The 20983-nt window shown below is 45.9% G+C and carries 17 protein-coding genes and 1 pseudogene; 6 read left to right on the top strand and 12 right to left on the bottom strand.

Features of this window, described 5'->3' with window-relative positions; all coding sequences use genetic code 11:
* The first annotated feature begins 154 nt into the window (after positions 1–154).
* Complete coding sequence (locus MHI30_RS10690) at positions 155–1579, top strand: MDR family MFS transporter (protein ID WP_075754334.1); 1425 nt, start codon at positions 155–157, stop codon at positions 1577–1579.
* Between the two features lie 146 nt (positions 1580–1725).
* Positions 1726–3765: a molybdopterin oxidoreductase family protein gene (locus MHI30_RS10695; protein WP_075754330.1), complete on the top strand. Its 2040-nt coding sequence runs from the start codon at positions 1726–1728 to the stop codon at positions 3763–3765.
* Positions 3766–3805: 40 nt separating this feature from the next.
* On the opposite strand, the gene MHI30_RS10700 is transcribed toward MHI30_RS10695, so the two are convergent.
* Positions 3806–4282, bottom strand: a complete 477-nt coding sequence (locus MHI30_RS10700) for a MarR family transcriptional regulator (RefSeq protein ID WP_075754328.1) — start codon at positions 4280–4282, stop codon at positions 3806–3808.
* Between the two features lie 202 nt (positions 4283–4484).
* Here MHI30_RS10700 and MHI30_RS10705 point away from each other — a divergent pair, with 202 nt between their 5' ends.
* Positions 4485–5942 (top strand): MDR family MFS transporter, encoded by a 1458-nt coding sequence (locus tag MHI30_RS10705; RefSeq protein ID WP_044803362.1) that lies wholly within the window; start codon positions 4485–4487, stop codon positions 5940–5942.
* A 4-nt stretch (positions 5943–5946) separates the two neighbouring features.
* On the opposite strand, the gene MHI30_RS10710 is transcribed toward MHI30_RS10705, so the two are convergent.
* The 7 genes and pseudogenes from MHI30_RS10710 to abc-f form a co-directional block, all read right to left on the bottom strand.
* Positions 5947–7044: a spore germination protein gene (locus tag MHI30_RS10710; protein WP_154495370.1), complete on the bottom strand. Its 1098-nt coding sequence runs from the start codon at positions 7042–7044 to the stop codon at positions 5947–5949.
* Between the two features lie 39 nt (positions 7045–7083).
* Positions 7084–8280 (bottom strand): Ger(x)C family spore germination protein, encoded by a 1197-nt coding sequence (locus tag MHI30_RS10715; RefSeq protein WP_075754322.1) that lies wholly within the window; start codon positions 8278–8280, stop codon positions 7084–7086.
* On the bottom strand, positions 8267–9367 hold the full coding sequence (locus MHI30_RS10720) for a spore germination protein (protein WP_044789955.1): 1101 nt from the start codon (positions 9365–9367) through the stop codon (positions 8267–8269). Before MHI30_RS10720 ends, MHI30_RS10715 begins: the two co-directional genes overlap by 14 nt.
* A gap of 29 nt (positions 9368–9396) precedes the next feature.
* Positions 9397–10497 (bottom strand): spore germination protein, encoded by a 1101-nt coding sequence (locus MHI30_RS10725; protein ID WP_016885403.1) that lies wholly within the window; start codon positions 10495–10497, stop codon positions 9397–9399.
* A 22-nt stretch (positions 10498–10519) separates the two neighbouring features.
* A pseudogene (locus MHI30_RS10730) lies at positions 10520–12088 on the bottom strand (spore germination protein).
* Positions 12089–12093: 5 nt separating this feature from the next.
* On the bottom strand, positions 12094–12219 hold the full coding sequence (locus MHI30_RS10735) for a hypothetical protein (protein ID WP_003182518.1): 126 nt from the start codon (positions 12217–12219) through the stop codon (positions 12094–12096).
* Positions 12220–12364: 145 nt separating this feature from the next.
* Complete coding sequence (abc-f, locus tag MHI30_RS10740; protein WP_075754320.1) at positions 12365–14092, bottom strand: ABC-F type ribosomal protection protein; 1728 nt, start codon at positions 14090–14092, stop codon at positions 12365–12367.
* Between the two features lie 453 nt (positions 14093–14545).
* Here abc-f and MHI30_RS10745 point away from each other — a divergent pair, with 453 nt between their 5' ends.
* Entirely contained in the window at positions 14546–16531 is a 1986-nt protein-coding gene (locus MHI30_RS10745; protein WP_075754318.1) for a methyl-accepting chemotaxis protein, read from the top strand.
* Between the two features lie 45 nt (positions 16532–16576).
* On the opposite strand, the gene csaA is transcribed toward MHI30_RS10745, so the two are convergent.
* Complete coding sequence (gene csaA / locus MHI30_RS10750; RefSeq protein ID WP_044789947.1) at positions 16577–16909, bottom strand: chaperone CsaA; 333 nt, start codon at positions 16907–16909, stop codon at positions 16577–16579.
* Positions 16910–17131: 222 nt separating this feature from the next.
* On the opposite strand from csaA, the gene MHI30_RS10755 reads away from it, so the two are divergent.
* The gene (locus tag MHI30_RS10755; protein WP_075754316.1) at positions 17132–18460 is read left to right on the top strand and encodes a S8 family peptidase; all 1329 of its coding nucleotides are present in this window, start codon (positions 17132–17134) and stop codon (positions 18458–18460) included.
* Positions 18461–18511: 51 nt separating this feature from the next.
* Here MHI30_RS10755 and MHI30_RS10760 read toward each other — a convergent pair whose 3' ends face one another.
* From MHI30_RS10760 to MHI30_RS10770, 3 genes are all read right to left on the bottom strand, one after another.
* Complete coding sequence (locus tag MHI30_RS10760; protein ID WP_003182528.1) at positions 18512–18922, bottom strand: DUF5367 family protein; 411 nt, start codon at positions 18920–18922, stop codon at positions 18512–18514.
* Positions 18923–18928: 6 nt separating this feature from the next.
* On the bottom strand, positions 18929–19528 hold the full coding sequence (locus MHI30_RS10765; RefSeq protein WP_075754314.1) for a TetR/AcrR family transcriptional regulator: 600 nt from the start codon (positions 19526–19528) through the stop codon (positions 18929–18931).
* A 136-nt stretch (positions 19529–19664) separates the two neighbouring features.
* Entirely contained in the window at positions 19665–20150 is a 486-nt protein-coding gene (locus MHI30_RS10770) for a MarR family transcriptional regulator (RefSeq protein WP_075754312.1), read from the bottom strand.
* A gap of 170 nt (positions 20151–20320) precedes the next feature.
* Between MHI30_RS10770 and yqeK the strand changes: the two genes are divergently transcribed.
* Positions 20321–20929, top strand: coding sequence for a bis(5'-nucleosyl)-tetraphosphatase (symmetrical) YqeK (gene yqeK, locus MHI30_RS10775; RefSeq protein WP_075754398.1), 609 nt, complete (start codon positions 20321–20323; stop codon positions 20927–20929).
* Positions 20930–20983 lie beyond the last annotated feature (54 nt).

The following is a 20983-nucleotide window of genomic DNA, read 5'->3' on the forward strand; positions in this document are numbered from 1 at the left end:
GCCAATCATGAAGAAAAACGATGAACGGCGGTGGAGACACGTTATTATATAAGATGAAAAACGAAAGAAGCAAATTGGGACTCCGGATATTCGGGAATCCTACATATCATTTGTCGTCATGTTTTTGGGTAAATTGTATTACAGGAGGTTTGATATGGAGAAAAAGTTTAATTCTAAAGCAATATTAGTCACCTTCATGATTGGTGCATTTTTTGCAATATTAAACGAAACGCTGTTGAACATCGCATTAACAGAGCTGATGGAAGTCTTTCACGTTGATGCCCCGACTGTTCAATGGCTGGCAACCGGATTTATGCTTGTCATGGGTGTTTTAATGCCTATTTCCGCTTTACTGATTCAATGGTTCACGACAAGACAGATGTTTATCGGCGTCATGTCGACTTTTTTAGTCGGAACTATCATCGCCGCTTGTGCAGTGAATTTTCCGATGCTCTTGACGGGGCGCATGATTCAGGCAGTCGGTACGGGACTCTTGATCCCCATTATTATGAACGCCCTCTTGCTCATTTATCGGCCTGAAGTCCGCGGGAAAATCATGGGGACGTTCGGGCTGGTCATCATGTTCGCTCCGGCGATCGGACCTACTCTTTCGGGCGTTATTGTTGACATCCTCGGCTGGCGCTGGCTGTTTATCATCGTCATCCCTTTTGCAGTATTTTCAATCTTGTTTGCGGTGAAGTATTTGCAAAATGTCGGAGAAGCGACGCGCCCGCGGGCTGATTTTTTATCGATCGTTCTCTCAACCATCGGGATCGGCGGAATCGTATACGGATTCAGCAGTGCCGGAGAGGCTCCGGAAGGGTTTCAGTCCCCTCTGATCATCGGTGTAATCATCGTCAGCCTGATCAGTATCGTGTTGTTCGTGCTTCGTCAGCTGAAGCTTGAACAACCGTTGCTGGATGTGCGTGTATTCGCCTATAAAAATTACACGCGCGGGGTCTGCCTATTTGTGATTGTCATTATGGCGATGTTCGCTTCCGAAATCGTGATGCCGATGTATTTGCAAGGACCGCTTGGTTATACTGCCAAAGCAGCAGGGCTTTTACTTTTGCCCGGGGCCTTGCTAAACGGTCTCATGTCACCGGCAATGGGCGCTTTATTCGATAAGTACGGGCCGAGAAAACTCATCATTCCGGGTACGATCGTTCTCGTCGGCGTGATGTTTTTCTTTAGCAGGATCAATCCTTCGGTGCCGGTCTGGGCGTTTATTATTGTGTACATCATCTTGATGCTATCGATCTCAGCCATCATGATGCCTGCGCAGACGAATGCGTTAAACGAATTGCCGAAACATTTATATCCTCATGGAACGGCAATCGCCAATACGCTTCAGCCTGTTGCAGGCGCACTCGGTGTTTCGGTGTTCGTCAGCATCATGAGCCAGGGCCAGAAAAGCTATCTTGCCGGACAAGAAGCCGCAAGCCCACAAATCGTGCATGAAGCGATGACTCACGGTGTTCACCATGCCTACTGGTTTGCGCTTGCTTTAAGCTGTATCGCTTTCTTTACCGCTTTATTTATTAAAAAAGCGGTCGCGCCTGATTTTGATAAAGAATAAACAAAAACGTAAAGGATGTCCTTCCAGGGGCATCCTTTTTTATCGTTGTTCTGCCGTGATTCTTTCGGCTCTTATTTTCAGAATTGACGAGATTTTGTGATATAATGCTAGAATCATATTCATTTTATCGGAAAGGAACGGATTCCATGGAGTCATTTGTTGATCAAAAAGACGGGATTTTCAAATCCGTATGTTCGCTCGACTGTCCGGATCAATGCGGGCTGCTCGTTCATAAAAAAGACGGAAAAATCGTTAAAATACAAGGCGACCCGGACCATCCGGTCACACAGGGCAATATTTGCAATAAAGTCCGCAATATGACGGAGCGTATTTATGATCCTAAACGGCTGAAAACTCCGCTGAAACGGACGGGTCCAAAAGGAGACGGGATTTTTGAACCGATCAGCTGGGATGAAGCAATTGAAACGATTCGCTCCCGCTGGCAGTCGCTCATTGAACAGGAAGGTCCCGAAAGCATTCTGCCCTACAGTTTTTACGGCAATATGGGGAATTTGACGGCTGAAGGAATGGACAGGCGCTTTTTTCACCGTCTCGGGTCGAGCCAGCTTGACCGGGCGATTTGCACCCCTGCCGGTTCTGTCGGCTATAAATACACGATGGGCGGAAGCATCGGCACCGACCCTGAAGATACAACGGAGACAAAACTGTTTATCTTTTGGGGAATCAATGCGGTCTCAACCAACATGCATCAAATCACCATTGCTCAAAAAGCCCGGAAAAATGGTGCAAAAATCGTTGTGATCGACGTTCATAAAAATCAGACCGGGCGGATGGCGGATTGGTTTATTCCGATTCGCCCCGGCACGGACAGCGCGCTTGCGCTTGGCATTATGCATGTCTTATTCGAGGAAAATTTGGCTGATGAACCATTTCTGAAAGAATTTACAGTCGGCCATGAAGAGCTCCGCCGCCATGTGCTGCAATACGATCCCGCCGCAGTAGAGGCAATCACCGGCGTATCCCGGAATGATATCATCAAGCTCGCCCGCTTGTACGGCCGCACCTCCCCTTCCCTGATCCGGATCGGCAACGGTCTTCAGCATCATGACAATGGAGGAATGATCGTTCGCACCATCGCGTGCCTGCCCGCGATCACGGGCCAATGGACGAAAAAAGGAGGCGGGGCGATCAAAGGCAACACGGCATTTTTGGCCTATAATACAAAAGCTTTGCAGCGCCCCGATTTACTAAAAGGCAGAACGCCGAGGGTCATCAACATGAATCAGCTCGGCAAAGCTCTCCTGGAAACCGAGCCTCCGATCCGTTCGCTGTTTGTGTACAGCAGCAATCCGGCCGTCGTCGCGCCGGAGGCGAACAAAGTCAGGAAAGGGCTTGAGCGCGAAGATTTATTCACGGTTGTTCACGATTTATTCCTGACGGAAACAGCACGGTATGCCGATATCGTCCTGCCGGCTTCTTCCGCTTTCGAAAATACGGATTTCTATACATCATATTGGCACCATTATGCGCAAATTCAGCAGCCTGTTATTGAGAAATACGGTGAGAGCAAGTCAAATACAGAAGTATTCAGACTTTTGGCTGAGGCGCTGGGCTTTGATGATGAACCGCTGAAAGATTCCGACGAAGAGATGATCAGACAGGCGCTTGACTGCCCTGATAATCCGTGGCTCGACGGCATTGACTACGACAGCCTGACTGAAAAGCATTTTGTCAAAGCCAATCGGAAAACGATTTTTCCTGATAAACTGCCAACACCCAGCGGAAAAATTGAATTGTATTCAAAACTGATGGAACAGCACGGCTACCCGGGTCTGCCGACTCATACCCCGCTTGTTGAAACAGACAAGTATCCGTTTTTATTTGTACCCGGACCAAATCATAATTTTTTAAATTCGACCTTTTCAAATAATGAAAAGCATACCAAATTAGAAAAGGAGCCGAAGCTTCACTTAAATAGACAGGATGCCGAAGAAAAAGGCATCGAAAACGGAGATTTGGTGAAAGTTTGGAATGACCGCGGATCATGCATCCTGCCCGCTGCGGTCGGAGAACACGTCCTTCCGGGTGTGGCCGTCAGCCAAGGATTATGGGCGGATGCAGATGGGAAGCATTATCTCCTCAATGCGCTGACGCCTGATCGATTAGCTGATATGGGCGGCGGAGCAACTTTCTTTTCCGGAAGAGTTCAAATTGAAAAAATATGAACGTGTACAAAAGACCGGTTGAAACAAAACCGGTCTTTAGTCACTTTGTCTTCTTTAAAGTTTTGGCATAATCGGCGGCAAACGCCGTGCTGTTTTTCAAAAATTTGATAATGGTTTGCAGTTCCTCCTCTGAATATCGGCTTAAAAATCCGGCAGATTCTTGCGCCAAGTCTTGAAAGATACGAGAGATCTTCTCCAGGTTTTCCGGGATCAGCTCGACTAAAAGACGCCTTCTGTCGGACGAATCCCTGATGCGTCTGACATAGCCCGTTTTCTCAAGGCGGTCGATCACGCCTGTGATCGCTCCCGTTGTCAGCCCGCTTTTTGCGGCAAGCTCCCCCGCTGTTACTTTACCTTCCCGCGAGATGATCTCAAGGCATTTATGATCTGTTGCGTTCAGTCCGATTTTCTCGCCGATCGCCTCGTGCAGAAAAATGGTTGCGGTGCTGTGAAATCTCAACTGCTGTATCAGCTCGTTGAGCAGCCCTTCTCCTTCAATATGATTTGTTCTTGACATCGGCAACACCCTTCTATAAAATCATTATGTCTTAGCAGCTAAGATATTTATTTCCTGATATAAATGATCATAACAGGATGAAGCGTCCATGCCAAACGCTGCTTTAGAACGAATTTATTTAAAAGGAGAATAGATTGATTTGTCACAAACTCAAAATCAAAAATTAGGATTTGTTGTAGCAGGACTTTTGCTTGCTATTTTGATGGCTTCGATGGACAATACCATCGTCGTCACGGCAATGGGAACAATTGTCGGCGATCTTGGCGGACTCGACAGCTTTGTCTGGGTTGTATCTGCCTTTATGGTCGCCGAAATGGCCGGTATGCCGATATTCGGCAAGCTGTCGGATATGTATGGCAGAAAACGTTTTTTTCTTTTTGGCAGCATCGTGTTCATGGCGGGTTCAGCATTGTGCGGAACGGCTACAACCATTGAGCAGCTCAGCATTTACCGCGCGGTCCAAGGAATTGGCGGAGGCGCTCTCATTCCGATTGCTTTTACCATCATTTTTGACATTTTCCCGCTGGAAAAGCGCGGTAAGATCACTGGACTTTTCGGCGCTGTTTTTGGCCTTTCGAGCATTTTCGGACCGCTCATCGGCGCCTATGTCACTGACTACATCAGCTGGCACTGGATTTTTTATATGAATCTGCCGCTCGGTATGGTTTCTTTTGTTTTTATTCTTCTATTTTACAAAGAGACGAAACAGCATGAAAAGCATCGCATTGATTGGCTAGGGGCGATCACGCTCGTAGGAGCGGTCGTCTGCCTCATGTTTGCGTTGGAGCTCGGCGGCGAGAAATACGCCTGGGATTCGAATGTCATCCTTACTCTTTTCGGAAGTGCAGCCGTCTTATTGGTTTGCTTCCTCATGATCGAACGCAAGGCCAGTGAACCGATCATTTCGTTTCATATGTTTAAAAACCGTCTGTTTGCCGGCAGCACGCTTGTCGCTTTATTTTACGGCGGGACATTTATTTCGGCGACCATCCAGATTCCGATCTTTGTTCAGGGTGTTTACGGAGACTCTGCGACAAACTCCGGGCTTGTTCTTTTGCCGATGATGCTCGGCTCTGTCGTATCAGCCCAGCTTGGCGGATTCTTAACGACAAAAATGAGCTACCGGAACATTATGCTCATCTCCGGACTGGTTCTCGTCAGCGGGTTTTCTTTATTAAGCACGCTTAATATTGACACTCCGCGTTTATTATTAACAATTTATATGATTGTTGTCGGCTTGGGAGTCGGTTTTTCATTCTCTGTATTAAGCATGGCGGCAATCCATCATTTCGGCCCGGAACAGCGCGGTTCAGCGACTTCTACGAGCAACTTTATGCGCTCTCTCGGCATGACGATCGGCGCCAGTATGTTCGGAATGATTCAAAAAAACCAATTTTCAGAACAGATGGAAGATATGTTTAAAAGCACAGGCGCTTCAAATCCCGCCTCACCGAATGACGCCAACCAGATTTTGTCTAGTGCCCGGGCATCATTGCCGCCGGATATTTTAAATCACATCACCGAGGCGCTGTCAAATTCGATTGTTCATACGTTTACTTGGGCAATTTTCCCCGCAGCGGCCGCCTTTTTGCTCGTGTTTTTCATGCCGAATGACAGGGTGAAACCGAGAGCTAAAAAGCGAGTGAACAAAGCGGGCTGAACATCTAGCTTTGCAAAGATTTCTTTTTTCTCATTTTCGAAATCAATAAAAGCGGAATCGGCTCAATGCCGAATAAAACAGCCGCTTGATAGCCGATCATGTCGCCGAGAGAAAATACATCATCGATATTTTTTGGCGTCATTGCGAGCAAATACATCACCGGAAGCAGACCGAACATGATCGGTCTGCTCTTTTTTTTGAAAATTTGCGAGAGCCCCAGGGATGCAGCGTAAAATGAGACAGAAAAAGTCGCAAACAGCTGCATAATCCAGATGACAAGGAGCAGCGATTCAAAACGTTCAAATATTAAGCCGGGCATCTCAAAACTGCGGATGAGGTTAAGCGTCGGCCATGTCATCGCGGTCACCCCGTCAACCGACACCCCCCCGATCACGAATACGACCGTTGTTAAGTAAAAGAGCATTGCGATGCCGATTCCCATGACAGCGACTTTGACACCATCTTTCGGCTTTTTCATAAACGCCAAAAGGAACACCATCACCTCTGCGCTGATGAACGAAAGCGTTGTCGCTTTTGTCCCCTTTATTGCCGGCATGATGCCTTTCCCAAGGACTGGCCGCAGATTATCCAGTTCAAATATGCCAAAGCTCATAAATACGACGGTTAAAAAGAAAAGGATTGTCACCGGAAAAATGATTTCAAATAAACGGGCAAGCGACCCCATTCCGTCTTTGATCGAATAAAATCCGACCCACATCATCGACATGACGATCGCCCAAATCGGTGTTTGCTGCAGCAAAAAAAAGGTAATGACTTCCGTCATAATTCTTGCTTCAAAAGCCGCAATCGCTATAAAATGGTCAATGAAAAGCAGGCTGATCACAATACTGAGCCACTTTCCAACAATGTCTTCACCATATTGAAAAAATGTTTGGCCGGGATAATCCTGGCTTAATTTTGTCATCACCACTCCGGCTGCCGTTGTGACAAGTCCGCCTAATAGGACGGAAATCCATACATCCGGCGTCCCGGCTTCTTCTGCAGCGGTTCTCGGCAAGGAGAGAATCCCGGCCGCCAAAATATAACTGACTAAAACTATAATTGCCTGAGAAGTCGTGAGTGTATCTTCGGAACGGATCATTGCGCGTTTCTCCGCCTTTCGTGATTAGAAGTTCTTCTGTTACTGATCCCCAACAGTTCCGTATTCTTTAATCGCGATTTGAACATGAAATGTAATCGGTATATCGGTAAAGGTCTCATCCCAATTTTTCTTTAGTTTTTCCCAAAGCCTCGGATGCTTGATCCTCAGCTCGTTACCGAATCCGGCAAGATCTGCTTTGTATTCGGTTTTCATTTTTTTTGTAATGTCCTCCATCGATTTTTTCACCGTTTTCGCGGTTGTTTTTTCGACTTTTTCTAAAAATTTGTCATCAAAAGCTTTTTCTTTCGTATTCCAGTTTTCCGCAAGATACCCCTCTGACTTTACGTTCACTTCAAAAGACAGGCGGTTTCCTTTGACGATGGGTTTGATGTTGCTTTTAATCGATTCAACGCCAAATGCGGTCACCTTCTTTTCTGTCGGATCATAGCTTTTAACCATGCCCCCAATCCCCTTTCCGATGATCCACATCACGCCTTCTAAATCGTGTTCATCCAAATAGCCGATCAGCTTATTGGTTTTCCCGTTAATTGCGGCTGCTCCCGCATATTTTATTTCTCCATCGGTACCGATGACATTTTGAAGCAGATAGCTTGTTCCTGATCTCATTTTGCCTGTCAATTTGGCAAGCGTTACAGGAGGGAGAATTTTTTTCGCTTTATACTCATTTTCAACGATTTTAAGCAGACGAAACGCCGGCATTTCGCCGGTTTCCTTCAGCTCAAGCGTGTCTCTCGCACGCCCTCTTGTGACCAGCACCATACTGCTCGGCCTGATTTCATTATCGCGGAGAGGCTGATCTAGCAGTTCCGACAGCGAATAGGTGCGGAGGAGGTCAGCGGCGATGACAATCACTTTTAAATGAGGACTGAATACAGGCCTGTCTTGTCTTAATGCTACTTCAGCGTTAATTTGCTGAAGCGAGTCTCCAGTTTCATAAACGTTGATATACGTTTTTTGATCAGTGCTTCCTCCAGTCGATTTTGAACCGGCTGCTTGTTCGTTTACGTATTGATAGATCATCGTGATCCGGTCTTTTTTCGGATAATCGCCCCCAACTTTGTCAAACTTTTTTTCAAGTTCGGTTTCCTCGCCTTTGTCAATCCCCATTGCAAATGTTAAGCCGAGCTCTTCAATTTCGTGGCTGCTCCAGCATCCGGTTAATAGAAACAATAGTAAAACACTCGTTAAATAACGGATGGTGTTAGTTTTTTTCAAACTTTTTCCTCCTCACTTTCGATATGACCAGAAGCATTAGCGGGATGAGACCGACCAAATAGATGGCGCTGTTGCCGATTAGATCTCCCATTTGAAAAAGCTGATTGATATTTTTAGGCGCCATCGCAATCAGATAAATGACCGGAAGCAAGCTGAATAATATCGGTTCCATCCTTTTCTTCAAGAGTTGCGACAAACCTAAAGCAGCAGCAAAATAGCTGATCGTAAAACTGGAGAACATTTGCATGATCCATATCACTAGCAGCAAGGACTCAAAGCGTTCAAAAATCAGACCCGGTATCTCAAAACTACGCATCAAATCAATCGTCGGCCATGTCCGTGATGTCACTCCCTCGATTGCCAATGCACCGATGACCATAATGACGGTGATCATATAAAAGACAATCGGGAAAGAAATCCCCATCAAAGTAGCTTTTAACGCTTGCTCGGGCTTTCTCATAAAAGGAACGATGATCAGTATGATTTCTATGCCTGTATAAGCAAAAGACGTTGTTTTGACTCCTTCCAGCACCGGCTTGATCCCTTTCCCGAGAACCGGGCGCAAATTGTCGATGTCGAATATGCTTGCGCTCATAAAAATGACGATCAGAAAAATGAGAACAGTAATTGGAAAGATGATTTCATAAAGTCGGGCGAGCGGGTTAATACCGCCGGTTAATAAATAGATTCCGCTCCATAAAAAAACCATCGCTGTCGCCCAAATCGGCGTGTTTTCCAGTAAGTAAAATCCCATAACCTCTGTGACAGACCGGACTTGGAAACCTGATGTTGCGAGAAAATAACAAATCAAAAGCAGGGTGAAAAGTCCTCCCGGCCACTTGCCAATGAGATCCCGGCTATATTGATATAACGTTTTGTCGGGGTACTCCATGCTTAATTTCACCATGATGAAACCAGCTAATATGGCAACCAGACCTCCGAATGCAACAGAAAGCCAGACATCCGGCGCTTTAACCGCTTCCCCAGATGTCCGCGGCAGCGTCAAGATGCCGGTTCCCAGCAGAAAATTCGTGATGACGATGCTCGTTTGTGAAACGGTAATTTTGTCCTGCTGACCTACCATCATGGAGAAATCACCCCTTTCTTTTTCAAGCATCAGCTGATTCCCTGTTTTCTCCTTCTTATTTTTGAAATCACCAGCAGCACGAGCGGGGTCAAACCGCCTAAATAAACGCCGCTGTTTCCAATAAAGTCACCAAATGCAAACATCGCGTTGATGTTTTTCGGGATCATTGCAATCAGATAAATGACCGGAAGCAAAACAAACATCATCGGCCGAATATTTGTTTTAAAGAGCTGGGCCAGGCCTAATGCCGCACCATAAAAAGCAATCGCAAAGGTACAGAACAGCTGCATGATCCAGATGACCAGCAGCAAAGACTCAAACCGTTCAAATATCAGACCTGGTATTTCAAAGCTTCTCATTAAGTCAATCGTCGGCCATGTCCGTGAAACCACTCCGTCTATAGACAGAGCGCCGATCACCATAACAACTGTGATCATATAGAAAAGCAGAGGGATGGCGATCCCGATCATGATCGTATGAATGGCCTTGCGAGGCTGATTCATGAAAGGCATCAGGATCAAAATGATTTCAATACCTGAAAACGACAGTGCGGTCACCTTTATTCCTTTTAAGACAGGACCTATTCCCTCTCCCAGTACAGGACGCAAGTTGTCCACATCAAAAATTCCGATACTCATGAACACGACCAGCAGAAAAAGAATGAATGTAATGGGTAACACGATTTGAAACAAGCGGGCGATCGAACTTAAGCCGCCGACGATCAAATATAAGCCAACCCACAAAAAAACCATCGCAACTGCCCAGCGGGGGGTTCCTTCCAGTAGAAAAAAGCGGATGATTTCAAGCATTGAGCGGACCTGAAAACCGGAATGGGCCAAGAGGTAACATGCGAAAAACAGGCTGATCAAGCTGCCCCCCCATTTGCCGATGATGTCCTGACTGTATTCATAAAAGGTTTTATCAGGATATTGATGGTTGAGCTTTACCATGATGACTGCGGCCGTCAGAGCGACCAAGCCGCCTAATACAAGCGTGATCCAGACATCAGGCGTCCCCACCTCGTCAACAGACGTTCGCGGGAGCGTCAGAATCCCTGTCCCAAGCAGGAAATTGGTGATGAGAACTGCTGTTTGCGAAGTGGTGATGCGCTCTTCGTGCCTGACCATCATGAGCGTTTCCCTCCTTTCTATGCTACTGGCGTGTCGAATCGTCTGTTTTTAACAGCTTCGGCCGTTTTTTCATCATCTGTATCGGCATGCGAACGATGAAGTCTTTCCAATCGCGCAAACGATAAGGAACGGCAGGGCTCGCATAAGGAACACCAAAGCTTTTCAGCTTCACCGCGTGGCTGGCAAGCATGAGGAAAAACATAATCACCCCGTACAAACCGAACGTGGCTGCACAAAACATCGCTACAAATCTCAGCATGCGCAGCGAAATGCCGGCGCTGTATTGAGGAATCGCAAATTAAGAAATCGCGGTGACGGCAACGACGATGACCATAATCGGGCTGACGATGCCTGCCTGCACGGCAGCCTCCCCGATGATGATACCGCCGACGATTCCCATCGCCGGACCGATTGGTTTTGGAAGCCGCAGGCCGGCCTCGCGCAAAATTTCAATTGCCACTTCCATAATGAGCGCTTCAATCAGCGATGGAAAAGGCACACCTACCCTCGTTCCGGTAATGGAAATCGCAAGTTCACTCGGAATCAGCCCGGGATGAAACGAAATAAAGGAAATATATAGAGCCGGCCCAAGCAGCGAGATCATGGCTGCGCCGATTCGCATGATGCGGATCAGGGAACTCGGCAGCCAGCGTTCATAATAATCCTCGGGCGATTGGAGGAGCATACTGAATGTAACCGGAACGATTAAAACAAAAGGCGTCCCGTCCAATAAAATGGCCACTCTTCCCTCCATTAACGCACTCATCACCCTGTCAAGACGTTCAGTGCTTTGCACCTGCGGAAATGGACTGAGATAATTGTCTTCGATCAGCTGTTCGACAAAACCTGATTCAAGCACATCATCTATATCAATCTTTTCGATTCTTTTTTTGACTTCTTCCACCAGCCCCGGTTCCGCAACGTCTTTGATATAGGCTACGACAAGATTTTTGACGGCTCGCTTCCCAACTTGAAATTGAACCATAGACAAGTTTTGATTTTTGCCGTGCTGCCTCAAAAGGGCTGTATTGGTGCCGATCGTTTCTGTAAAGCCGACGCGCGCGCCTCTTACCAAAGATTCTGATACGGGCTCTTCAATGTTCCTTGTATTTCTTTTAATAGTTCCCAGCAGTAAAACTTCCGCTGAACCGTCGATCAGCAGCATGGCCGCACCGGATAACACTTCGGGCACCACTTCGTTGACATGGTTTACCTCTGATACGCCGCTAATTGATAAAATTTGCTTTTTAATTAAGTCGGTCACATTGCTGCTTAATGAAGAAAGTTCAACTTTATATTCTTTAGAAAAATCATCCATAAGGGATTTCATAATATGCTTGTCAATCAGGTCTTGATCCGCAAGCATTTCGACAAATACAATCGCCGCGCGGATGCCGGTGCGGCCTAAGTTGAATTCGCGGAAATGAACGTCTGAGTTATTCTCCATAGCCGTTTTGGCCAGTTTCAGGTCGTGATCAAAATCGCCGGTAAAATACCCAGTTGACTCCACAGACGGCACTTCATTTTTAGGTTTATCCGGCTTGTTGGACGACTGTATCATTCTTCGCGTTTTTGCTTTCCACCATCTCATGCCACTCACTCATCCCCTGCCGTGCGAAGCCACAAAAATACTTTTGATATGGCAAACGGGACAAAAAAGACAAAAAAAGCCTGCATCAGGACCAGCCAGTCCGGAAAATAGGAAACAATGGTTTTCCACATGTCGATCACCCTTTTTCATTGCTGTAGTAAGTCCATCATTTTTATCCTATTATTACCTTGGGTGCCAGCTATAATTGGTGGTAATTTAAACCACGTCAAACAAAAAAGAACCATCTGCGTTAAAAACACAAATGGTTCTGTTCATTTATTCTTTTTCTAAAAACGCCCGTTTGCGTTTGGCCAGCTCTGAAAACTCCTGATCCAATTCATGATATTTCGGATCTTGAGGCGTGAGTCCGGCCAACTCTCCAAGAACGGCGGTCATCCGATTTTCGATGCGCAGCCGCTCCTCTTCATCGCTTTTTGCATGGGGCTGTTTCTGTCTGTTCCGATAATCTTTTAATCCGGTTTCGACGCGGGTGATACGACCGTTTTCAAATACAAGGAGCTTCTCACACAATTTGTCTGTGAAGTACAGGTCATGCGACACAATGATGATCGTTCCCTGAAACTCAAGCAATGTCTGCTCAAGCTGCTCCCTGCTTGGCAAATCGAGGTGGTTGGTCGGTTCATCCAGAATCAGCAGATCATAATCCTTTAAAATCATGCCTGCCAGTTTGATTCGGGTCCGCTCCCCGAGACTGAACGTCCCGATTCCATCATGAAAGCGGTTTTCTTTGATCCCCATATTGGCCAAAATCGTCCGCGCATTTGCGATTTCGGCTCTGTCAGACAAATTCAGCACTTCAGCAACTGTTTGGTCAACCCTTAGATCACTGACATCCTGGCTTAAATATGCGGCCTTTACAGACTGGCTTTTCCATAGCGTTCCGGCTGTTGCAGGTTCAGCATCCAACATCATCTTAACAAGGGTCGTTTTGCCGCACCCATTGTCTCCGATAAGCGCTATTCTCTCGCCATGCTTGACGTAAAAATGGCTGTCTTTGAATAAAGTACGTCCGTCAAACGCTTTTGCCAGGCCTTTAGCTTCGATAATCCGCTTGCCCCTTTTTTCTCCTGATGAAAACTGAAAATTGACAGATGCCGCTTCCTTTGGCTTTTCAGCTTTGTTTTTTTCAAGTTCCTGTTCAAGGCGTTTCAGTTTTGATTTGACTTGGTTGTCGAGCTTTTTGGCTTTTACCCGATGGTATTCTTTAAAACCAAGCTGCCTTCGTTCTGACTGTGATCCCTGTTTTGTTGAGTCGCGGTGGGCTTTCTGCGACCAATTTTGAAGAGTGGCAATCTGTGACTCGATTCTTTCTTTTTGCTTCTGCTGGACTTCGTATTGGTGCAGGCGTGCTTCATATAACCGTTTTTTCTCCCGCCGGTATGCACTATAGTTTCCTTGATAGGTGTGCAAATTCCCATCTTCCAGTTCGAGGATTTTGGAGACGGATTGATCCAGAAAATAACGATCGTGAGAAATAATCAATACTGCCCCTTGATATTGCTGCAGTTCTTCAAGGAGCCAACTGATCCCTTTTAAATCCAAGTGGTTGGTCGGCTCATCTAAGATGAGGAGATCAGGCATCGTCTTCCAGACGTGTGCCAGTGCAAGCTTCAGTTTTTCTCCTCCGCTCAAATGGCTGAGCCGTTCGGAATTCCAGCTTTGAACCTTTGATAAGCCAAGACTGCTCGTCAACTGATATAATTCCCCCCCCTCATCGCCTGTTAATATGCTGTTGAAATCATGAACAGAGTACTCAATCGACTGGAGCAGATAGCCGATTTTAAGCGTCCGGTCTGTTTGAACAGTGCCTTTGTCGGCTTCTGCATGACCGCTTAATATATTTGCAAGCGTTGTTTTCCCCGCTCCATTGTATCCAACCAAACCAATCCGCTCTTGATTGGAAATGTCAAAATCGATGTTTTTTAAAATTGTCTGCTCTCCAAAGCTTTTTTGCAAGCCTCTTATTTTCATTAAAATCGTCATACCGTTCACCTCTGTTTATTTTTGGCTGACAACAAAAAACCTCTCGCGGAAACCCGGAGAGGATATCATGCCAAAATATGCATCGTGAAAGCGGTATAAACCGATCCCATTCCATTGCACGACAAAAAACATGCAAAGTCAGAAAATGATGCAAGGTATAAAAGGGCATACTCATCCTATTCTCCAAGTTTCCGTTTTTTCATATTAAAAAAACGATGGAAAATAAGATTACTGCTTCATGTCCCCTATACCTATTCCTTTCACTGTATTTACCGATAAGTATATAAACGGAGGGAAACTTTGTCAACAGTTATCCAGCCCATTTTCCGTCAATACAGATACTTTCGGCTTTGTTGAGGATTTTGTTTTGAAGCCAAAATTTTTAAATTTAATGCAAAAGTGTGAAAATTGTCCGATATTATTCTCGTAACCTAGAAAAAGGAGTTTTGGCTAATGAAAAAAATATTGGACTGGATCAGGCATCCATCTCTTTCAAAAAGATTAGCGGTCTCATTTTTATTGATTTTAACGCTCCCTGTTTTAATCCTTTCAGGTGTTTCCTATTATACGGCAGGAGGATCGATTGAAGATGAAATCATGAGAAGCGCAAGAAACAGCGTGGATCAATTAAACGAAATGATCGATCAAAACATTGAGAAAAAAGCGGATGCTGTTACATATTTCAGTGAAGAGATCAAAGAAAAAACATACAAGGAAAAAGGCCAGACATCGCTAAGGCAAAAGTTTGAACAATACGCCAGGCAAAACAAAGATGTAGAAGCCGTTTTCACAGGCTCTGAAGACGGTGTATACGTGCAGCACCCTTATACGAAAATGCCTGACGGCTATAATCCGGCGGAAAGGCCCTGGTTTAAAGAAGCGGTTGAGAAAAAAGGCGAAATTATCGTTACCGATCCATACACATCCGCCGCTACCGGCAACACGGTCATTACCATCGCCAAACAAAATAAAGACGGGTCGGGCGTCGCTGCGCTCAGCTTGAATATCGACGAGCTGATTAAAGCGACAAACGATATCAAAGTCGGAAAAGACGGCTTTGCTTTTATCTCAAGTGCGTCCAAAAAATATATCGCCCACCCGACGATTAAAGCCGGAACTGAAGGTGAAGGCGGCTGGGTTGATCAAGTTTACGGCAAAGGAAAAGGCGAATTCAAGTATACTTTTGAAGGAAAAGCCAAGCAAATGGCTTTTACGACAAACAAACTGACAGGCTGGAAAATCGCCGGGACGATGTTTTCCGATGAGATAACAAACGCAACAAAGCCCGTCCTTTATATGGCTCTCATCGTCTTTTCAGGGGCTTTGGTGCTTGGCGGAGTTCTCATTTTCTTTATTGTCCGCGCGATTAGCAAACCATTGAATCAGCTCGTTCTATCTGCAAAGAACATCAGCAACGGCGATTTGACACAGCAAATCGAAGTGCGTTCAAATGACGAATTCGGGCAGCTCGGCAAAAGCTTCAATGACATGGCGGAATCGCTCCGCACACTGATCGGCACCATTCAGGAATCGGTTGAGAATGTCGCCTCCTCTTCTGAGCAGCTGACAGCAAGCGCAGAACAGACGAGCCAAGCGACAGAACATATTACATCTGCGATCGAACAGTTCTCTAACGGGGCTGAAAGCCAGAATGAAAAAGTCGAAACGAGCTCGCAGCAGCTCAGCCAGATGAATGATCATCTGAGCGAAATGACCGAAGTGTCGGAATCAATCACCGAAGCATCGATCAAATCGACAGAAATCGCCGAAACCGGAGGAGAACTCGTTCAGAAAACGGTCGGCCAGATGAGCTCAATCGACCAATCTGTCAAACAAGCTGAGAGCGTCGTCAAAGGCCTCGAAGGCAAATCGAAGGATATCACATCAATTCTCAGGGTCATTAACGGAATTGCCGATCAAACGAATCTATTGGCATTGAACGCCGCGATTGAAGCAGCCCGCGCCGGCGAGTCAGGCAGAGGATTTTCCGTCGTCGCCGAAGAAGTTCGAAAGCTTGCCGCGCAGTCAGCGGACTCGGCAAAAGAAATCGAAGCGTTGATTCAGGAAATCGTCAAAGAAATCGAACATTCTCTCAGCATGTTTCAATCGGTCAACCATGAAGTGCAGTCCGGACTTAAAATTACCGAGAAAACAGAATCGAGCTTTCACGAAATCAGCGGCATGACGAATGAGATCGCAGGCAAGCTGCAAACGCTCAATGCGGCGGTCGAACAGTTGTCGAAAGGCTCGCAGGAAGTCTCCGGTGCCGTTCAGGAAATCGCCGATGTATCAAGGGAAAGTACAGCTGGAACCCAGGACATTGCAGCATCAGCGGAAGAACAGCTGGCTTCAATGGAAGAAATCAGTACCTCCTCTGCCACGCTTGAGCAGATGGCGGAAGATCTGCGAGAATTGACGAAAAGATTCAAGGTGAAATAAAAAAGAGAGGCTTCCTTCTTTTAGAGGGAGCCTCTCTTTTATGTATCAGCTGATCTTCGTTCCATTGGGCGCTTCTTGATCAGGGGCCAGCAATATAACATCGCCTTTTTCCGGTACGCCTCCAAGAACGAGAACTTCCGATTTAAACCCGGCAATCCGCCTCGGCGGAAAATTGACGACTGCCGTCACCTGCCGGCCTACAAGCTTCTCAGGCGTATAACGCCTTGTGATTTGAGCGCTCGAACACTTGACGCCAATCTCTCCGCCAAAATCGATTTCAAGCTTAATGGCCGGTACCTTCGCTTCCGGAAACTCTTCTGCTTTTAAAACTGTTCCAACCCGAATATCAAGCTTTAAAAAATCTTCGATTGTTGCCATGAACTCAGCTCCTTTGGCCGCTTTCTAAAGGGTGATATTGACATGACTAGAATATCATGTATTTTGATTCGTTTAAACCCTGGACTTCCGCTGCATTTTATAGAATCGAGTAGTAAACAGGCCTTTTTTGCCGCCGTTTTAGGACAGCCAACTTTACGGGAACCGCCTCTCATTCATAGATTAAGAGGAAGAATAAACTATAAGAGATGAGGTGGAGCTAGAATGTTCGGTTCCTACATGGTTCAAATGGTAAGGTCCAACGCCCATAAGCTGGACCGGCCGCTGAGAGAAAGCGTGCTGAAACTCTATAAACCTTTTAAATGGACGCCTTGCTTTTTACACGGTTTTTTCGAAAAAATATTAATGAAAAACAAAAAAATACCAGTCATTATTGAATTTGAAAAAGACTGTCAGCATAAAGGCTATCAATTAGTCAATGAAATGATCGGCAGCAAAAGAAGAAACAAAATTAAGCATCGCTTCTCCAACGTTAGCTGCTGCAGCGCTGAAGTCACCCCTTCTTCTTTGCAATCGCTTCTATCTGAGTGCGGCGACATTCGCAAAATTTATTTAAATCGCAAAGTAAAAGCGCTCCTCGACGTAGCGCTTGAATCAAGCCATGCTAAAGAAGTGATCAGAAACAATCAGACGCTGACAGGCAAAGGAGTGACAGTCGCTGTCATTGATACGGGCGTATACCCTCACGAAGATCTTGAAGGCAGGATCAGGTCTTTTCAAGACTTTATCAACCAGAGAACAGAACCCTATGATGACAATGGGCACGGCACACACTGCGCCGGTGATGCTTGCGGAAACGGAGCGGCCTCATCGGGTCAGTACCGCGGACCTGCTCCTGAAGCAGAACTTGTCGGTGTAAAAGTATTGGACAAAATGGGATCCGGATCGCTCGAAACCGTCATTCAAGGCGTAGATTGGTGCATTCAATTCAATAAGGAAAATCCTGATGATCCGATCGACATTATTTCAATGTCATTGGGTGCAGAAGCCTTGCGCTACGAGAATGAAGAAGAAGATCCAGTCGTTAAAGCTGTTCATGCAGCATGGGACGCAGGCATTGTTGTATGTGCGGCAGCCGGCAACTCCGGTCCTGATGCGCAAACGATTGCCAGCCCGGGTGTCAGCAGCAAGATTATTACAGTCGGAGCCTTGGATGACAGGGATACAGTCAGCCGGGAGGATGACGATGTCGCCTCTTATTCAAGCAGAGGGCCGACAATCTATGGTCAAGTCAAACCGGACTTGCTGGTACCGGGCACAAAAATTACGTCGCTTCGTTCACCCGGATCTTTTCTCGATAAGCTGCAAAAAACAAACAGAGTCGGCACAAAATATATGACATTGTCCGGAACCTCGATGGCTACGCCGATCTGCGCAGGAATTGCCGCACTTATCCTTCAGCAAGCCCCGGGCACAGAACCTGATGAAGTCAAACAGCTGCTAATGGACGGTACCGATTTATGGAAAGATCGCGATCCAAATGTTTACGGTGCAGGGTACATCAACGCAGAACAATCGGTGCCGCAAGACTAAAGACCGTTCGCCCGTTTTTGCAATAAGCGGGCGAATCTTACATAAAAATATTTAAACTGCAGACCTTCTTTTTTCAAGGATGAGCGGTATCGTCAAATACATGGCATACGCGAAGACCATCCAAACCGCAAACCCAATCATCTGGCCATCTGAAAGCGCCGGGAAGATCAGCGAATGATTCCATAAAGAAAAAGCGTCGAGAAACAAACCGACAGCCGACCCCACAATGCCAAGCTTAACCGCCGCAAACCTCGTTTTGTCAACCCGCCGATAAACGAGCATCACGGCATATAAAAGGGCAAAAGTTCCGGCTTCAAGAAGCAAAAAGCGGAGCATAAAACCATCTTGGCCGGGTTCTGTAAGAACCGCACTGCCGAACAGCATAAAAAATACGGTGGCGCCAAGCCAGACAACGATTGAAAAAACAAGAGCCAAACCCAGCTTTTCAGTCAACTTACCCATCCCTTTTTACTCCCCTCCATGCTGTTTAACAGCGGTTTCCGTCAGCATCTGCAGCACAGTTTCTAATTCCCCGTAGATTTTTTCAGGGGAAAATCCCGGAGACATAAGCGACTGAAGTGCAAGACCGTCGATTAGTGCGTTTAAAAGAATGCCCCACGTGCTGAAAGAAACCCCGTCAACAGGAGAACGCTTCCACAGGTCGGAAAGCTGTTCTGCCAACACCGCATTTTCCTCTTCGAGAAGTTCGCCGAGCTGTTCTTTTATCTTTTCATTTCGAAACCCTAAAACGGCCAATTCTAAAAAAAGCTGATGATAATACGCATCCTTCAGTGTTCTTGATTTCGCGGAAGACAATCCGTCTTTTATCCTTTCGGCAGCGGGCTTTTCATTTGCTTTCAATCGCTCCCACGACGCGCGGCATAGGTCGCGGACCACTTCAAAAACAAGCTGCTCTTTTGTCCGAAAATGATAGTAAACAGTTCCCTGTGTGACCTTTGCTTCTTCAGCGACCGCTTTTAACGTCAGTTTGTCCAGGCCATGTTCGGCAATGCGGCGCTTAGCCGCCTCAATCAACGTTTCTTTTGATGTCACATTTGGCCTTGCCATTCGGTTCACCTCTTAGTTATTCAAATAACTAACTTGATGGTTTAACTATAATATGGAAAATATTTCTTGTCAATCGATTTTCTTCTCTCAGCCATAGATTTTTAAGTTTACATAATAATATTATTGTTAGATTGAATTAATGCTTCTTATCCGTTTCTGTCATAAACGTCAGCCCTTGAAGGAATTTCAAAATCGCTCCCTGTTCTGCTGTTGAAAACGAATCGAGAAATCTGCTAAACTGATCCGCTTTTTGCTGATGGAGCTTTTCATGAAGCTCAAACACTTGTTTTCCGCTGGGCGTCAGCCTGAAGTATATCTCTTTTTTGTTGTCCGTCAATTGAAACCGTTTGATGAGGCCTTCTTTTAACAGCTTTGAACTGATTTTTGTAATATTTGCTTTTGATAAATTCATTTTTTTTGCAATGCCGGTGTTGTTGATCGGTTCATCATGACCGATACAGCTGATGACATGGATGGTAGTCATATTCCCCGGGAGCCATTTAACATCAGATTCTGCCGCCTGCTTTAAAAATGCTTTGAGATCTGTATCCGCTTTTTGTTCGTTCAGGTGCAGGAGTTTAACATACATATCATAGATCAGCTGTTTTGTCAGTTCAGACATAGTCAATGGACAGTCCCTTCTTTTTATTTTCCGGTTAACAAAATATTTTAATAGTTAATTTCAGGATTTGTCAATATTATGATAAGGTGAAATCAGATAACAAATGTGTTTTGTTTATCATGAAACAACACCAAAAAGGAGAATCGCTGATGAATATTGAAGGAATAGAGATGGAAGTTCGCTGCACAGGCGATGTATGTTCAGATGCCCTTGAATTTTTGAGACGCCATAACCACGAAAAAACAGCCGAACATTCGATAAGGGTGAAACAAGCGGCAGAAAGATTGGCAAATCGTTTTCATGTTCCTGCACAAAAAGCTGGTATAGCCGGTATGATGCACGACATCAGCGGTGTCATCCCTAATGAAAAAAGAATTGCGGCTGCTGAAGCGCTCGGTATTGATATTCTGCCCGAAGAACGGATATTCCCGATGATCATCCATCAAAAGCTGTCGAAAGTGATGGCGCGGGACCTGTTTCAGGTGGCGGATCAAGATATTTTAGATGCAATAGAATGCCATACAACGCTTAAAAAAAATCCCTCGCAGCTCGACCTTGTCCTGTTTTCAGCGGACAAAATAGAATGGGATCAGACAGGGACTCCGCCTTACATCAAGGAGCTTCATGAAGCGCTTGAAATTTCTCTGGAGCACGGGGCGTTTGTTTATATTCAGTATTTGTGGAAACAAAAAGATAAACTGAAAGTTGTCCATCCCTGGCTAAAAGACGCCTATTATCACCTAAAAGCAATAATCGAAGCATGCCCCCAGGCAAAATGAGCTGCGGCTTAGGGTGGGTGACCGCCTTAAGCCGCCATCTTGCTTGACAACACC

Origin of the sequence: Bacillus sp. FSL L8-0528 (assembly GCF_038593085.1) — a bacterium.
Classification (GTDB): domain Bacteria; phylum Bacillota; class Bacilli; order Bacillales; family Bacillaceae; genus Bacillus; species Bacillus paralicheniformis.

Excerpts from the sequence above, each read along its gene's own strand:
- MHI30_RS10700 (WP_075754328.1), bottom strand. The coding sequence starts at position 4,282 with ATGTCAAGAACAAATCATATTGAAGGAGAAGGGCTGCTCAACGAGCTG.
- MHI30_RS10695 (WP_075754330.1), top strand. The coding sequence starts at position 1,726 with ATGGAGTCATTTGTTGATCAAAAAGACGGGATTTTCAAATCCGTATGT.
- MHI30_RS10765 (WP_075754314.1), bottom strand. The coding sequence starts at position 19,528 with ATGGCAAGGCCAAATGTGACATCAAAAGAAACGTTGATTGAGGCGGCT.
- MHI30_RS10760 (WP_003182528.1), bottom strand. The coding sequence starts at position 18,922 with ATGGGTAAGTTGACTGAAAAGCTGGGTTTGGCTCTTGTTTTTTCAATC.
- csaA (WP_044789947.1), bottom strand. The coding sequence starts at position 16,909 with ATGGCAACAATCGAAGATTTTTTAAAGCTTGATATTCGGGTTGGAACA.
- yqeK (WP_075754398.1), top strand. The coding sequence starts at position 20,321 with ATGGAAGTTCGCTGCACAGGCGATGTATGTTCAGATGCCCTTGAATTT.
- MHI30_RS10705 (WP_044803362.1), top strand. The coding sequence starts at position 4,485 with ATGGCTTCGATGGACAATACCATCGTCGTCACGGCAATGGGAACAATT.
- MHI30_RS10725 (WP_016885403.1), bottom strand. The coding sequence starts at position 10,497 with ATGATGGTCAGGCACGAAGAGCGCATCACCACTTCGCAAACAGCAGTT.
- MHI30_RS10755 (WP_075754316.1), top strand. The coding sequence starts at position 17,132 with ATGTTCGGTTCCTACATGGTTCAAATGGTAAGGTCCAACGCCCATAAG.
- MHI30_RS10690 (WP_075754334.1), top strand. The coding sequence starts at position 155 with ATGGAGAAAAAGTTTAATTCTAAAGCAATATTAGTCACCTTCATGATT.
- abc-f (WP_075754320.1), bottom strand. The coding sequence starts at position 14,092 with ATGACGATTTTAATGAAAATAAGAGGCTTGCAAAAAAGCTTTGGAGAG.
- MHI30_RS10745 (WP_075754318.1), top strand. The coding sequence starts at position 14,546 with ATGAAAAAAATATTGGACTGGATCAGGCATCCATCTCTTTCAAAAAGA.
- MHI30_RS10770 (WP_075754312.1), bottom strand. The coding sequence starts at position 20,150 with ATGTCTGAACTGACAAAACAGCTGATCTATGATATGTATGTTAAACTC.
- MHI30_RS10735 (WP_003182518.1), bottom strand. The coding sequence starts at position 12,219 with ATGTGGAAAACCATTGTTTCCTATTTTCCGGACTGGCTGGTCCTGATG.
- MHI30_RS10720 (WP_044789955.1), bottom strand. The coding sequence starts at position 9,367 with ATGATGGTAGGTCAGCAGGACAAAATTACCGTTTCACAAACGAGCATC.
- MHI30_RS10710 (WP_154495370.1), bottom strand. The coding sequence starts at position 7,044 with ATGATCCGTTCCGAAGATACACTCACGACTTCTCAGGCAATTATAGTT.